The 15,399-nt window shown below is 41.5% G+C and carries 15 protein-coding genes; 6 read left to right on the top strand and 9 right to left on the bottom strand.

The window, feature by feature from the left end; translation table 11 throughout:
- The first annotated feature begins 187 nt into the window (after positions 1–187).
- From mqo to AC4MDD_RS07010, 3 genes are all read left to right on the top strand, one after another.
- Positions 188–1,822: a malate dehydrogenase (quinone) gene (mqo, locus tag AC4MDD_RS07020; RefSeq protein ID WP_491882460.1), complete on the top strand. Its 1,635-nt coding sequence runs from the start codon at positions 188–190 to the stop codon at positions 1,820–1,822.
- Positions 1,823–1,894: 72 nt separating this feature from the next.
- Positions 1,895–3,169 (top strand): MFS transporter, encoded by a 1,275-nt coding sequence (locus AC4MDD_RS07015; protein ID WP_491882459.1) that lies wholly within the window; start codon positions 1,895–1,897, stop codon positions 3,167–3,169.
- Between the two features lie 56 nt (positions 3,170–3,225).
- On the top strand, positions 3,226–3,711 hold the full coding sequence (locus tag AC4MDD_RS07010) for a hypothetical protein (protein WP_348928760.1): 486 nt from the start codon (positions 3,226–3,228) through the stop codon (positions 3,709–3,711).
- Positions 3,712–3,792: 81 nt separating this feature from the next.
- On the opposite strand, the gene rodA is transcribed toward AC4MDD_RS07010, so the two are convergent.
- The 6 genes from rodA to pyrG form a co-directional block, all read right to left on the bottom strand.
- Positions 3,793–4,929 (bottom strand): rod shape-determining protein RodA, encoded by a 1,137-nt coding sequence (gene rodA / locus AC4MDD_RS07005; protein ID WP_491882458.1) that lies wholly within the window; start codon positions 4,927–4,929, stop codon positions 3,793–3,795.
- Between the two features lie 113 nt (positions 4,930–5,042).
- Positions 5,043–5,762: a 2-C-methyl-D-erythritol 4-phosphate cytidylyltransferase gene (ispD, locus tag AC4MDD_RS07000; RefSeq protein ID WP_491882457.1), complete on the bottom strand. Its 720-nt coding sequence runs from the start codon at positions 5,760–5,762 to the stop codon at positions 5,043–5,045.
- Entirely contained in the window at positions 5,722–6,123 is a 402-nt protein-coding gene (locus AC4MDD_RS06995) for a septum formation initiator family protein (RefSeq protein ID WP_010326966.1), read from the bottom strand. Before AC4MDD_RS06995 ends, ispD begins: the two co-directional genes overlap by 41 nt.
- 7 nt (positions 6,124–6,130) lie before the next feature.
- Positions 6,131–7,420, bottom strand: a complete 1,290-nt coding sequence (gene eno, locus AC4MDD_RS06990) for a phosphopyruvate hydratase (protein WP_004696631.1) — start codon at positions 7,418–7,420, stop codon at positions 6,131–6,133.
- 60 nt (positions 7,421–7,480) lie between these two features.
- Positions 7,481–8,338 carry a 3-deoxy-8-phosphooctulonate synthase gene (kdsA, locus tag AC4MDD_RS06985; RefSeq protein WP_005401052.1) on the bottom strand — a complete coding sequence of 286 codons (858 nt, stop codon included), beginning with the start codon at positions 8,336–8,338 and terminating at the stop codon, positions 7,481–7,483.
- A gap of 31 nt (positions 8,339–8,369) precedes the next feature.
- Entirely contained in the window at positions 8,370–10,010 is a 1,641-nt protein-coding gene (gene pyrG / locus AC4MDD_RS06980; protein ID WP_004696627.1) for a CTP synthase, read from the bottom strand.
- Between the two features lie 226 nt (positions 10,011–10,236).
- Here pyrG and AC4MDD_RS06975 point away from each other — a divergent pair, with 226 nt between their 5' ends.
- Entirely contained in the window at positions 10,237–10,638 is a 402-nt protein-coding gene (locus AC4MDD_RS06975; protein ID WP_087526770.1) for an internalin, read from the top strand.
- Positions 10,639–10,697: 59 nt separating this feature from the next.
- Here the strand turns inward: AC4MDD_RS06975 and AC4MDD_RS06970 are convergent, their stop codons facing one another.
- Positions 10,698–11,588, bottom strand: coding sequence for a LysR substrate-binding domain-containing protein (locus tag AC4MDD_RS06970; protein ID WP_491882456.1), 891 nt, complete (start codon positions 11,586–11,588; stop codon positions 10,698–10,700).
- 110 nt (positions 11,589–11,698) lie between these two features.
- Between AC4MDD_RS06970 and dkgB the strand changes: the two genes are divergently transcribed.
- Positions 11,699–12,505: a 2,5-didehydrogluconate reductase DkgB gene (gene dkgB / locus AC4MDD_RS06965; RefSeq protein ID WP_279692057.1), complete on the top strand. Its 807-nt coding sequence runs from the start codon at positions 11,699–11,701 to the stop codon at positions 12,503–12,505.
- A gap of 8 nt (positions 12,506–12,513) precedes the next feature.
- Complete coding sequence (locus AC4MDD_RS06960) at positions 12,514–13,683, top strand: MFS transporter (RefSeq protein ID WP_279692059.1); 1,170 nt, start codon at positions 12,514–12,516, stop codon at positions 13,681–13,683.
- 59 nt (positions 13,684–13,742) lie between these two features.
- Here the strand turns inward: AC4MDD_RS06960 and AC4MDD_RS06955 are convergent, their stop codons facing one another.
- A complete protein-coding gene (locus AC4MDD_RS06955; protein ID WP_195728061.1) occupies positions 13,743–14,840 on the bottom strand; it encodes a YheT family hydrolase in 1,098 nt (365 codons plus the stop codon).
- 80 nt (positions 14,841–14,920) lie between these two features.
- On the bottom strand, positions 14,921–15,334 hold the full coding sequence (locus AC4MDD_RS06950; RefSeq protein ID WP_078388785.1) for a nuclear transport factor 2 family protein: 414 nt from the start codon (positions 15,332–15,334) through the stop codon (positions 14,921–14,923).
- Positions 15,335–15,399: the final 65 nt, after the last annotated feature.

Genomic DNA, 15,399 nt, shown 5'->3' with positions numbered 1-15,399 from the left:
TCTAAAATATTCATAAATCAGGACTGTGTGATAGGCTCAAAAGTTATAATTTTTGTGCGCTTTTCAGCTTTTAAGTATTACTTCAACTATACCAAGCTGATCTTTATAAGCAGCTCTATCATTCTTCTTATTTTTATTCTATTCGCTATAAAGCGATCCAAAACCTGCTCCCCAAGGTAATAATCGCATGAACAAATTTTTAAAATACCTTTTGGTATTGATCGTACTGCTTATTATTGCAGTCGTAATTTTCTTATTTAGACCCGTCACGTCTAAAAAAATTCAAACCACCAGCAATGAGCCTGTTGTTGACGCAGTCTTAGTCGGCGGTGGGATCATGAGTGCAACTTTAGGCACATATCTAAGCGAGCTTGAGCCAAACTGGCAAATTCGCATGTATGAACGCCTAGACAATGTTGCCCAAGAAAGCTCAAACGGCTTCAACAATGCTGGTACAGGCCACTCTGGCTTTATGGAAATGAACTATACCTCTGAAAAAGATGGGAAAATGGACATTTCTAAAGCTGTGAACGTTGCGGAACAATTTGAAGTTGCAAAACAGTTCTGGTCTTATCAGGTGAAAGAAGGCGTTTTGGGTCAACCAAATAGCTTTATCAATCCTGTGCCGCACATTGCCTTCGTTTGGGGCGATAACGTGAATTTCCTAGAAAAACGTTATGCTGCAATGGTTAAAAACCCAATGTTCTATGGCATGAAATTCTCTGAGAATCCTGCTGAAATTAAACAATGGGCACCATTGGTGATGAATGGCCGTGATGCTGCACAAAAAGTAGCTGCAACACGCATGGATGTAGGTTCGGATGTGAACTATGGTTCGATCACCACTCAATTGGTCGATCACCTTAAAAAACAATCTAATTTCCAGTTACAAACATCGACTGAAGTGACTGGCATTAGCCAAAACGATGATAAAACGTGGACTGTTGCATTTAAAAACCTCACTACAGGGAAAACAGATCACGTGAAAACGCGCTTTGTCTTTATTGGTGCAGGCGGTGCAGCGGTTAAGCTTTTACAAATGACAGGCTTACCAGAAGCGAAGCAATATGCTGGCTTCCCTGTAGGTGGCGTGTTCTTAATGACCGACAACCCGAAAGTCACTGAAGGTCATACTGCAAAAGTTTATGGTCGTGCTGAATTAGGCGCACCGCCAATGTCTGTTCCACATATTGATACACGTTATATCGATGGTAAAAAATATGTGTTGTTTGGTCCATTTGCAACTTATTCAAACAAGTTCTTAAAACAAGGTTCTCAGCTTGATTTATTGAAATCAACCACTAAGAACAACGTTTTACCAATGACCGCTGTGGGTATGGAAAATCTTGATTTGGTGAAATACTTAGTTAGCCAAGTCATGATGACCGATGAAGACCGTTTTAATGAGTTGAAAAAATACTATCCTGATGCAAAACCAGAAGACTGGCGTATGAACCAAGGTGGTCAACGTGTTCAAATCATTAAGAAAGAACCAGGCAAACCTGCAAGCTTGCAATTTGGTACCGAGATTTTTGCATCACAAGATGGTGCTGTGACTGCCCTATTAGGTGCGTCTCCTGGTGCTTCAACTTCCCCTTATATTATGTTGAGCTTGCTTGAAAAAGCATTCCCTCAGCAAGTAGCAGGTAAATGGAATCCGAAATTACATGAAATTGTAAAATCGTACCAACAAGAACTCAGCACTAATCCTGTGCTTCTTGACCAAGTTCGCCAATACACCAGCACAACCCTTGGTTTGAAATATACACCTATGGCTAAAGCTGCAAATGACGAAACTATTGCGGTAGCAAAAGCACAGTAATCTGCTTTAAACCCTAAAAAGGATGGACTTTGCGCCATCCTTTTTTAATTCATATTTGAAACTATTCTGTTTATGTCGCTTTTCCATTCCGATGCTTTTTTGGCTTTTCATTCACGTGATTTTTCACTTCTGAGTGTCAATCAGTTGTGCTTAATTCTAACCATCATGATTCAAGAAGTCGTCATTGCCTATAGTATCTATCAACTCACTCAAAATCCACTCAGCCTTGGCATGATTGCCTTAATTGAGTTACTCCCCTTTATTTGCCTCTCCCTGATCAGTGGCGACTGGGCTGATCGCTATAAGCGACAAAAAATTGTGCAGTGGAGTTTTAGCTGTAGCACTTTAATTCCATTATTATTTATTGTTCTTTTTTTTCAGTACCAACAACAGCACATTCAACAAAATACACTTTTATGCGGCATTTATAGCCTCATCTTTTGCTTAGGCATACTTAGAGGCATTTACAGCCCATCATTTAATTCATTACGCCCTTTTCTAACCCCCGAGTCAGCCTATAGCAATGCAGCCACATGGACCGCGCTCATTTGGCAAATAGGCGGCATTTTAGCGCCTTTATGCGCAGGACTTTTACTCGGCCAACTTGGGCTTGAAAAGACCCTCTTTATTGTTTTTTTCTTGTGTTGCGTGGGTAGCATCTGCTTATTCAGATTAAGTCCTCGTCAATTCCCTAGCCCACATAAACAGCATTTGAGCAAAAGTTTGAAAGAAGCCTATTTGTTTATTTTTAAACATCCACTAATGTTTTGGAGTATGTTGCTGGATCTCAGCGCCATGCTTTTTTGTAGTGTCATTATCTTACTGCCTATTTTTGCACACGATATCCTGCATCTTGGTGTTGAAGGCTTAGGTATACTCAGAGCTGCACCAGCTATTGGCGCCTGTATCATGATGTTGATGTTGACCTGTTATTCTCCGATGCAAAATGCATGGAGAAATATGCTCTATAGTAGTTTTGCAATTGCTTTGTGCACTTTGGCCTTTGCACTATCCCCCCATGTTTGGCTCTCAGTCTTCCTCCTTGTTTTGATTGGCGCCTTTGATAGCATCAGCATGATCATTCGACAAACTTTATTACAGCAACCCCCCCAAAAAGCACTATTAGGACGTGTAGCCGCTTTAAATGGCATCTTAGTGACTTCAGGTAATCAACTCGGTGCCCTACACATGAGCCTGATGACGCGCTATTTTTCGGTAGTGCCAGCAGTACTTATTGGAGGGACGCTGTGTTTAATAATCTGTGGTCTAAGTTCTACTCGTACGCGACATTTATTCAAGCCATCTCCAACACAACAAAAACATGCCACAGTGGCAAAAAGTGAATAGCATGTTAAGCTTTAAATCCTCTTTTAATATGATGTGAGTTTTCAATAGAGCAAATTATGAAACAGATTCTCCCCTTTTCACACATTCTCTATACCAAACTCTATGCTTTCGTACTATCCGTGTTGTTGGCTTATTGCCTATTCAATGCAATCTATAGTGTGATTATTGGTGGAAAAAGCGCATACCTTTTCAGTAGTCTGATTTTAATATTTCAAACAATTACTGTTTTTAAAGCATCTGCAAATAAAAAGATCTATAACTACATGGGATTGATTGGACTCATTCTAATTCTGATTTATCTCAATCATTGGAGGCTTCTTTCTCAGCATGAAAGTATTGCCATTCTTCCCTCAGTCATACTCACCTTACTTAGCTTAGGCTATTTTCCACAGCAACATTCGCGTTTAAATCTATTGAAGGCAGCTTTAATTTTTGGGCTTTTAGTACTGACCTATACGCAATACCATGACTTGAACACTCTGCAAAACTATTATGACAGCCTGCATACAGGCGAAACATGGCAGCAATATGGTGCTTTATAAAGATCAAAAAACCGTTAGAGTTTTCTTGTTATTTTAAGCACAAAAAAGCCAGCAATATCGCTGGCTTGATTCTTTTAGACTTTAGCGATGAGTATGAATTGACATCACGATGCCCATGCTGGCCAGCATGGTAATCACCGCGGTTCCACCATAACTCATCAGTGGCAATGGATCACCTGTTACAGGTAAAATCCCGCTCACCATCCCCGAGTTTAACAATACAAAGAAGAAGAACGTTAAGCCCACAGCACCCGCGTATAAACGCCCAAAATTATGGAAGCTATTCATACCAATAATCAAACAACGAATGATAATGGCCGCAAACAAACTAAACAGCAAGAACACCCCAATAAAGCCAAACTCTTCCGCATACGTCGACATAATGAAGTCGGTATGGTGCTCAGGCAAATACCCTAAATGTGACTGCGTGCCTTCCGTGAATCCCTTCCCCATTAAACCACCTGAACCAATGGCAATTTTGGATTGGATAATATTCCAACCGGCACCCAATGCATCCGACTCTGGGTCAAATAAAGTGAGCACTCGCTTTTTTTGGTACTCTTGCAAAAAGAACATCCAAAGTAAGGGAGCCACAACAGCCAATGCGCCACAGGCCAAAGCAATGAGCCGCCAAGAGATACCGCTGAGGAAAATGACGCACACACCAGGAATCAAGAGACCTAGGTTTAAGTCGGGCTGTAAAGCCGCCAATAAAAATGGCAATATCATAATGCCCAACGAAATCACAATATGCATAAACTTAGGCGGGAATGCGCGGCCTGCAAAGTACCACGCCATCATCAAAGGCATAGCAAACTTCATAAACTCCGAAGGCTGCATGCTACCAATACCGGGTAGACTAATCCAACGTCTGGCCCCCATGCGGGTTTCCCCCACCACCAAGACCAGTACCATTAAAATTACAGCAAAGATGAAAAAGTAAGGACTAATGGCCTGATAGACTTTGGGTGGGATTTGCGCACAGATAATCATCACAATAAAGCCCACAGCAAAGCTCGTAGCTTGGCGAAACACCATGCCCATATCTTGTGCTGAAGCACTATAAATGACCAACAACCCCAACACGGCATTTAAAATCAGAAAGCATAAAAGCCATGGATCTAAATGTAATTTAGCCCAGCGAGATGAGTCATGTTTAATGCTTCTACCGTCACGTAAAGACTGACGTAAAAAACGATACTGCTGTGATGGTATCATTTGCGTAAATTGAATGAGCTAAAGACAGGGCAAATTATAAGTTCAAAGTGTTTTAGATAACATCATTCAAACCCATATTTCTGTAGTTTTAGCTCAATAAATCTAAATAATTTTTATTGTGCCGCCAAAATCAGGCGCGCAAGCTCAAGGTCATCTGGATAGGTAATTTTAATATTATCGGAGCGCCCTTGTACGACTTGAACCTTTTCACCTACAAACTCTAAAGCACTAGCTTCATCAGTAATTAAGGCTTGTGCCTCTAGTGCATGCTCAATTGCTTTCTTCAGTACCCCCAGTTTAGCAATCTGCGGGGTTTGTGCCTGCCAAAGCTGTGAACGGTCAACCGTTTCTTGAATATCTTGCGCCGCGATCACACGCTTTAAAGTGTCTCTAACAGGAATAGCTAAAATCGCCCCTGTATTGGACTGAATAGCAGTATCAACCAGTTTGAATAAACAATCCTGCGTGACACATGGACGAGCTGCATCATGGACAAAGACCCAGTCGTCAGCATCAGCGATTGTGGAAAGATAATTTAGCGCATTGAGCACTGAGTCTACACGCTCAGCACCACCTTCACAAAAATGTGCTTTTTCCATGTTGGTAAAAGGCAAACTTTGAGCGACATCATCATCTAAACCAATCGCCAAAACATAGCCCTGTAAAGGCAATTGGTTAAGACGTAAAACCGTATGTTCAAGTACGGTCTTTTGTCCAATCATTTGATATTGTTTTAGTTCAGTTTTAGAAAAGCGACTACCCGAGCCAGCAGCAGGAATAATAGCCCACAATTTATGGGGTAGCTGGAGGGGTTTCAGGCTCATCGTCTTCATTGGTTCGCAAATCAATTTGGGCGTTAGGATCAATATAAACAGGCTTATATTGAGTACTGATGGTACTCATTTGAATAAACGTTTCTCGAGGTTTGATTAAACCCAAGTCCAAGCGCGCATGCTCTTCAATGGCTTCAATACCATTTTTCAAATCATACACTTCTGCCGCCAAGACGCGATTACGTTCTTTTAAGTCGTTATTAATTTCAGTTTGTTGTTGGATTTTTTGTGTGAGTTGTAAATGGTCTTGGTAACCACCCTCACCAAACCAGTATAAATACTGAAACCCTGCGATCAAAATGATCGCAAGGCCTAGTAGTACTTTACTCATCAACGAGTCGAATACATTGAACATTGACATCAGTCGCTTAGTTTAAACCTTTAAACTCAGCTTTACCGCGGTAAGCAGCATTTGTCAATTCTTCAATACGAAGCAATTGGTTGTATTTCGCTACACGGTCAGAACGGCACAGTGAACCTGTCTTGATTTGACCAGCCGCAGTACCCACCGCAAGATCAGCAATCGTAGAATCTTCAGTTTCGCCAGAACGGTGTGAAATTACAGTAGAGTAACCATTTTCTTTCGCAAGATAGATTGCATCTAGAGTTTCAGTCAACGTACCAATTTGGTTGTATTTAATTAAGATAGAGTTACCTACTTTCTCATTAATACCACGTTGAAGGATTTTCGGGTTTGTAACGAACAAGTCATCACCCACCAACTGGATTTTGTCACCAAGGATTGATGTCAAGTAAGACCAACCTTCCCAATCTGACTCATCTAGACCATCTTCAATAGAGATTATTGGATATTGGTTTACAAGGCCCGCTAAATAGTCAGAGAACTGGTTGCTTGTGAATGCTTTATTACCTTCACCAGCAAGAATGTATTGACCATTTTTGTAAAATTCTGAAGATGCACAGTCAAGCGCAAGCATAATGTCAGAACCCGCTTTGTAGCCAGTTTGACCAATCGCTTCAAGAATAACTGTGATTGCTTCTTCGTTTGAACGTAAGTTCGGCGCAAAACCACCTTCATCACCTACAGCAGTGTTTAAACCTTTTTTGTTTAAAACTGATTTTAGAGAATGGAAGATTTCAGCACCCGCACGTAATGCTTCAGAGAATGAAGTGAAGCCTACAGGTTCAATCATAAACTCTTGAATATCCACATTGTTGTCTGCATGTGAACCACCATTGATGATGTTCATCATTGGTACAGGCATAGTCAAAATGGTTTGACCACGTAAGTCTGCGATGTATTGGAAAAGAGGAATTTTCTTTTCATCAGCAGCAGCACGTGCAGCAGCGAGCGAAACAGCTAAAGTTGCATTCGCACCCAATTTTTCTTTGTTTTCAGTACCATCAAGTTCGATCATCGTGTTATCGATGTCTTTTTGTTCAAATACTGATTTGCCCACTAAAGCATCACGGATAATCGTGTTTACGTTGTTAACTGCAGTTTTAACACCTTTACCCAAATAGCGTGCTTTGTCGCCATCACGAAGTTCTAAAGCTTCACGAGAACCAGTTGAAGCACCAGATGGTGCACATGCACGGCCAACTACGCCAGATGCTAAGATTACGTCTGCTTCGATGGTTGGGTTACCACGAGAGTCCAAAATTTCACGTGCACGAATGTCAACGATTTGGCTCATGAACAATTCCTCAGTTGATTAATAACGAGATGCTTTAGATGGCATCAATGAGTTTATAATTTAGTGTGTATCTAGCTTTTTGAAACCTTTAACCAAGGTGTCCAATTCTTTTAGCTGCGCCAAGAAAGGCTCAAGTTGAGACATACGCAATGCGCATGGTCCATCACACTTGGCTTTTTCTGGGTCAGGATGCGCTTCCAAGAATAAACCTGCTAGACCTGTTGCCATTCCCGCGCGAGCAAGTGTCGTGATTTGCGCACGGCGACCGCCCGCAGAATCTGCACGACCACCCGGAGTTTGAAGCGCATGGGTCACATCAAAGAACACAGGGACATTCATTTCTTTCATGATGTCAAAGCCCAACATGTCTACAACCAAATTGTTGTAACCAAATGCCGAACCACGTTCACAAATAATGAGCTTGTCATTCCCTGCCTCTAAACACTTATGCAAAATATGGCGCATTTCATGTGGTGCAAGGAATTGTGCTTTTTTGATGTTAATGATGGCATCAGTTTTTGCCATCGCTTCAACCAAATCAGTCTGACGACTTAGGAAAGCGGGAAGTTGGATAATATCCGCAACTTCCGCTACAGGTGCAGCCTGGTAAGGTTCATGTACATCAGTAATGATGGGTACATTAAAATGTTTTTTAATGTCAGCTAACCACTCAATCCCTTTTTCTAGGCCTGGTCCTCGAAACGAGTTCAAGCTTGAACGGTTGGCCTTATCAAAACTGGCTTTAAATACGTAAGGAATCTCCAAACGCTTGCAGATATCGACATAAGTCTCTGCAATTTCAAAAGCCAAATCTTTAGACTCAAGTACGTTCATGCCGCCGAATAGTACAAATGGCAAGTGGTTTGCCATTTGTATATCGCCTAAACGTACAATTTCTTGTGGTTTTAATTGTGACATTTAAACTTCCTAGTTGATTGCTTAACCCAAATTACTTCGCTTTTTTGTACTGTGCTTTCGCAGCATCAATAAAACTAGCAAATAATGGGTGTCCATCACGTGGTGAACTTGTAAATTCCGGGTGGAATTGTACAGCAATAAACCAAGGATGTTGAGGAATTTCAACTGTTTCTACTAAGTGCTGTACAGGTGAATAGCCCGAAATTTTCATGCCAGCTTCTTCAAGCGCTGGAATAAAACGGTTATTCATCTCATAGCGGTGACGGTGACGTTCAATAATATCTGCTGAACCATACACTTCACGTGTTTTAGTGCCTTCAACCAATTCTGATTTTTGAGCACCCAAACGCATCGTACCACCAAGATCAGAGTCAACATTACGCTGTTGAACTTCACCACGTTCATCTAACCATTCAGTGATTAGACCAATCAATGGAGACTTAGTCGAACGGTTGAATTCAGTCGAACTCGCGTCACTAATACCCACGACATTACGTGCATATTCGATCACAGCCAACTGCATACCTAAACAGATACCCAAGAATGGAACACCGTTTTCACGTGCGAATTTAATCGCTTGCATTTTCCCTTCAGTACCACGTTCACCAAAACCACCCGGTACCAAGATTGCATCCATATCTTTCAATACTTCATTGACATCTTGGCTTTCAAGTTCTTCAGCATTGACATAGTCAATTTGAACTTTAACGCGATTCTGAATACCCGCATGTAAAAGCGCTTCATTTACAGACTTATACGCATCTGGAAGTTCAACATACTTACCAACCATTGCAACACGAACCGTGTATTCAGGGTTTAGTAGTGCTTCCACAACATTGTCCCAATCTGTTAAATCAGCTTCAGGCAAGTCATTGAATCCAAAACGTTCACAGATTAAGTCGTCAACATTTTGTTCATAGAATGTACGCGGAATTTGGTAAATGCTGCGCGCATCTTTACACACCACAACTGCACGTGCTTCAACGTTTGTGAACAAGGCAATTTTACGGGTCGTGTCTGCATCAACATCATATTCAGTACGACAAATTAAAATGTCTGGCTGAATACCAATCGATAACAATTCTTTTACCGAGTGCTGAGTTGGTTTAGTTTTCAACTCTGCCGCAGATTTGATATATGGAAGCAAAGTTAAGTGCATAAGCATAGTGCGCTTATGACCTAGTTCAACCATAAGTTGACGTACAGATTCCATGAATGGGAGAGATTCGATGTCACCTACTGTACCGCCAATTTCAACAATAGCAACGTCATAACCTTCGCCTGCACGAAGTACACGTTCTTTGATGTTGTCTGTAATATGTGGAATAACTTGAACAGTTCCACCAAGGTAGTCACCACGGCGTTCTTTATTTAAAACGTCTTGGTATACGCGACCAGAAGTAAAGTTATTTAACTTGGTCATTTTCGCACGACGCAAGAAACGTTCGTAATAACCCAAGTCTAAATCGGTTTCTGCACCATCCTCTGTGACAAAAACTTCACCATGTTGGAACGGGCTCATAGTCCCTGGATCGACATTAATGTATGGATCCATTTTTACCATGGTTACTTTTAATCCACGGGCTTCTAAAAGCGCAGCAACTGAAGCAGCTGAAATACCTTTACCTAGTGATGAAACTACACCACCAGTCACGAAAATAAAATGGGTCATTGGGTTTCTCGTACAATCGAGCCTAATTCGGCCTGCAATGTTGCGCAATTTTACTTTACCTTGTACCAATAAAGCAAAGTCAATCCGCATCAATTCATAGAACAATAAACAATTGGATATTCTATCAGCATTTGGCAAATAAAATTAAGCTAAGTTCATAGGATTTTCATCTTGCATTTTGCTGTTATAATGGCGCAATCCTTCAAACACTCGATTTTATGTAATTATGAATAAAAAACTTTTAATTTGTGGTGCCATTGCAGCAGGCTTACTATTAACAGCATGTGTAAAGAAAGAAGCGCCTAAAGAAGATGAACAAGAACAAGTTGAAGTCGTTACTACAGAGCAACAACAAACTGTTGAACTTCAACCTTTAGCAGCGTCTGAGCCTGAGATTCCAGCGCAAGTTGAAGTGATTCGCGAAGAAACACCGAATACAACTACTGAGATCCGTCGTGAAACACCAGCACCTGCTCCAGCAGCAGAGCCTGCACCTAAAGCAGAAGCACCTAAAGCTGAAGAAAAACCAACGCAGGCACGTCCAAGTAATACAAATCCAAATACGCAAACTGAAGATGATGCGGTTGCAGCAGCCATTGCAGCAGCGACACCAGCTTTAGAAAACTAATCATCAATATTTAGATGATTAAAAAAACCCGATTGATATCGGGTTTTTTTATTGCTGGCTTATAAATAAGCTTTTAATTTTTCTGCAAGAAAGTCGATAAACAAGCGAATACGCTTTGGCACATAATTTTGCTGATAATAAACTGCATGTATTTTCTGTTCATGTATTTTTATTTCATTTTCAAACAAAGCTACAAAACGCCCTTCCTGAATATCTTTTTCAACCATAAAACGTGACAAACAGGCAATCCCTGCCCCTTGCAATGCCAACTGACGAACCGTTTCTCCATTTGAGCATTTAATTTTGGCCTGAATAGTTAAAGGTTCATCCTCCAACTGAATAGGCCACGTATTTAAATGTGCAGGCTGGCTAAAGCCAAGCAAAGTATGTGAGCTTAATTCTGCTGCATTTTTAGGTAGACCATGTTTTTGCGCATAAACAGGACTAGCCACAATATATAACCGGCTTTTACAAAGCAGCTTGGCATGTAAGCTGGAATCCGCTAACTCACCAAACCGAATCGCGACATCGGTTTTATGTTCAAGTAAGTCTATAACCTGATCGTGATTGGTAATTTCTATATCAATTTTTGGATAGCGCTGCATAAACTCTTCAATCAGCGGCACTATCACATGCAGCACAAAAGGCGTTGCTGAATCAATCCGAATTAAACCAGATGACTCAGCATCATTATTTTGCAGACTTTCTTCAGCTTCGGTCAGATCGAGTAAAATTTTACGTGCCTTTGCCAAAAACTGCTGCCCTTCATAGGTCAACTTGAGCTTCCGTGTCGTTCGCTCTAGCAAAGTCACATTCAACTTTGACTCTAAACGTTGCAAGGCACGGCTGACACCCGATGTGGTTTGATCCAATTGCTGCGCAGCTTTGACGATAGAGCCACTATCAACAATGCTCACAAAAGCCGTTAATTCTTCTATGGTTGATTTCATGTGTAATTATTGATTAATAGTCAATAATATTTTGCAAATTACCCAGTTTTTAAGCAAGTCTTTTTTCTACAAAATAGCCTCATTCCATGAAACAAGTTATCGAGTAAAAAATGAATATCGTTCCTCAATTCGGCCTAGGTACTTTCCGTTTAACAGGTGACACTGTCATTGAGTCTGTGAAAACTGCACTAGAAGTCGGTTATCGTGCGGTCGATACTGCTCAAATCTATGGTAATGAAGCCGAAGTTGGTCAAGCCATTGAACTCAGTGGTATCAATCGTCACGATCTTTTTCTCACCACAAAAATCTGGACGGAAAATTACTCAGCAGAAAAATTGATTCCAAGCTTAAAAGAAAGTTTGCATAAACTAAAAACCGATGCAGTGAATCTAACCTTGATCCACTGGCCTGCCCCAAGTACAGGTGTAAACATTACAGAACTCATGCAGAACTTATTGGAAGCGAAACAACAAGGTTTGACCGAACACATTGGTATTTCTAACTTCAATATTGAGCTGACTCAACAGGCGATTGAGAGTATTGGGCTAGAAAACATCGCAACCAACCAAATTGAACTCAGTCCTTACCTACAAAACCATAAGTTGGTTGATTTTCTCCAAGCTCAAAACATTGATGTCACTTCATATATGACACTGGCTTACGGTAAGGTTTTGAATGATCCTGTTTTAATGCACATCGCGCAGCAACATCAAGTATCGACGGCACAAATTAGCCTAGCTTGGGCCTTACAACGTGGTTTTGCAGTCATACCATCTTCAACCAAACGTGAACACTTGATGTCCAACTTAAAGGCACAAGAGATTCAACTGTCGAGTGAAGAAATGATGGAAATTACGCAATTAGACCGAAATCAACGTGAAGTTAATCCTGAAGGATTAGCACCGATTTGGGATTGAGCATCGCTATGAAAATTAATTTTCCACTTTTGGCGCTTGCGGTGGGTGCTTTTGCCATTGGAACCACCGAGTTTTCACCCATGGGATTTTTGCCTGAAATTGCCAACGATTTGTCCGTTTCAATTCCACAAGCCGGACTGCTGATTAGTGCCTATGCAGTAGGTGTCATGATTGGGGCTCCGCTCATGACCTTATGGCTGGCACGCTTTCCTAAGAAAACAGCTTTAATCCTATTGATGGCTATTTTCACGATTGGGAATGTGTTGGCAACCGTTGCACCTGATTATATGAGCTTAATGAGTGCACGTTTAATTACCAGTTTAAACCATGGTGCATTCTTTGGCTTAGGTTCGGTGGTGGCAGCCAGTGTTGTGCCTAAAGACAAACAAGCCAGTGCGGTCGCCATGATGTTTATGGGGCTCACCATTGCCAATATTGGCGGTGTGCCACTTGCGACGTGGCTCAGTCAAAATACCAGTTGGCGCATGGCCTTTGCTGCTATTTCAATCTTAGGCATTATAACCATGTTGGCGCTATGGAAAGCGCTCCCGCAAGATCACGATGTGGTTAAACCGAATGTAGCAAAAGAATTGCGCGTTTTAACACGTGCGCCTGTCGTCCTTGCTTTATTAACCACAGTCATGAGCGCGGGCGCAATGTTTGCGTTATATACCTACATTGCTCCGAGCCTACACGTATTTATGCAGGCATCACCGCAAACCATCACCTTGATGTTGGTGTTAATCGGAATTGGTTTCTCCATTGGTAATCATTTGGGTGGAAAGTTTGCCGATCTATCCCTAGAGAAAACCCTGATTGGCTTCCTTGTACTTTTGATGGTGATGATGCTTGTTTTCCCAGTATTAGCACAAACAACCGTTGGTGCAGCGATTGGCTTGGTGATTTGGGGTGCGGCGGCATTTGCGGTAGTACCGCCACTGCAAATGCGCGTCATGTCGGTCGCAGCAGATGCGCCTGGGCTTGCCTCTTCAGTTAACATTGGTGCCTTTAACTTAGGCAATGCCTTAGGTGCCTTTGCAGGTGCAACAGTACTGAGTATGCAACTCAGCTATGCAGCGGTTTCGTATGCAGGTGCCGCACTCAGCTTTATGGCCTTGATCTTGGTCTTACTGCAAATGAAGTTCGGTCTTAGCAAGAAAGCTTGTGAAGCCATTTAAGCTTTTAGAATACTGAACTAAACAAAAAAAGACCTACACTGCTGTAGGTCTTTTTATATTTAGTGTTTTTGTTGTTCCAATTTCAAAAAGTCCGCAATCAGCTTGGTTGCCCAAGACTCTGTATTAAGAGCCCCTTCATAGAAGCCACAATGGCTGCCTTTTTTGGTGGTCACAACGGCAATATTCGGCATTTGACGGATCATGTCTTTATACGGTTCAAAATTTTTAATGTGACAGACAGGATCATCCTCTGCATTTAAAATCAGCAATGGAATGGTGACATTTTCAAATACATAAATTGGATTTGTAGCTTGGTTATAACTGTCATAGTCCACATAACCCGCCATTTCATAATAACTCGACTCAAACTCAGCCAAGGTTTTGGTCATTAAGACTTGCGACACAGACGCTGTTTGTTGCCATGTTTGCTGGTAGGGAAAAATAAATTTCTTAAACAGCTTCTTAGTCATGACTTTACTGTAAAAGGGATGCACATTTACAAAACCTAACTCGGTGTTATAGCCTGGACACAGCGCAAAGGCCGCCTTAAAAGGGGTTTGACTCCCTTCTTCGCCTAAGTAACGCACCAAAAGCCCCGTTCCTGCAGAAGAGCCTACCGCATACAACGTTGAACTTGGAAATGTGCTTTGAATAAAGGCAATTTGCTCACGTAAATCATCGGTTGAACCGAAAAGATTCATTTTGGGTACAGGCATTGGAAGGTCTGCATGTCCACGGCGTAAGCACAGTGCAACGCGCCAACCTGTATAACGATTTAAGTCACGCACCACTTCACGCATACTTTCAGGAGAGCCCGTAATCGTATGCATAACCACAACCGTTGGCGTCACTTCAGGCAAGTCATAACCGAACCACATAATGCCAGTGACCCCACCATCTTGCATCTCTAACTGATCAAAATGATCGTATTCCAATTGAATCTGACGCTTGCGAATCACATCAAAATACAAAAGATGGGCATGCGTGTTGGATAACCACGGCGTTGGTCGATACTTTTCTTGAAGCTGTGTAAGCGCCCCAACAGTCTCTTGAATTTGCCCTTGTGGGTTAATATAGAGCTTCGGTTGTTCCGCACCAGTCACTCGATCCCACGCCGTTTGGCTTAATTGGTTTAGCAAACTGAACACAGCATTCATATCAGTACCTTCTTTTTCCTATCTTTCTTGGTGATGCATCAATTTTCGTGCCTAACTATAAATAACAAGTCACACGTTTATCATCCAGCTTGAGGTGCAAAAGCTGCCATTCGCTGTCCCATTTGTACAGCTAAGGCCTCTAGCCCAGATTTAGGACGGATCATCACTTCAAAATCTACAATTTGACCTTGCTCATTAAAACGAATCATGTCAATCCCTTTGAGTTTCTTTTCGCCGACATTGGCAGAAAACTCAAGGACAACACTTAAACCATCTTCTGTAAAAAACTCACGATGGTAAGTAAAGTTTTCAAAAACCTGAATCACATTACTTAAAATAAAAAAAACCACTTGCTTACCCGGATAAGGATTAAACGCCACAGGAGAGCGAAACACTACGTCTTCGGCCAAGAGTTCACTCAAAGTACTCATATCACGGTTGCTGATCATCTCATGCCAACGTTGCAGTGCTTGTTTTGTTATTGCTATGCTCATTATTCTATCCTTATGAATTTGAATGACTTTAATAGATTAAATGAAGACAGTTTGTCCCTCTAGAA

This window comes from Acinetobacter sp. CAU_H_29a_1 (assembly GCF_058599505.1).
Note: the sequence above shows the minus strand (reverse complement) of the source record. Positions and strands in the feature narration are given on the sequence as shown.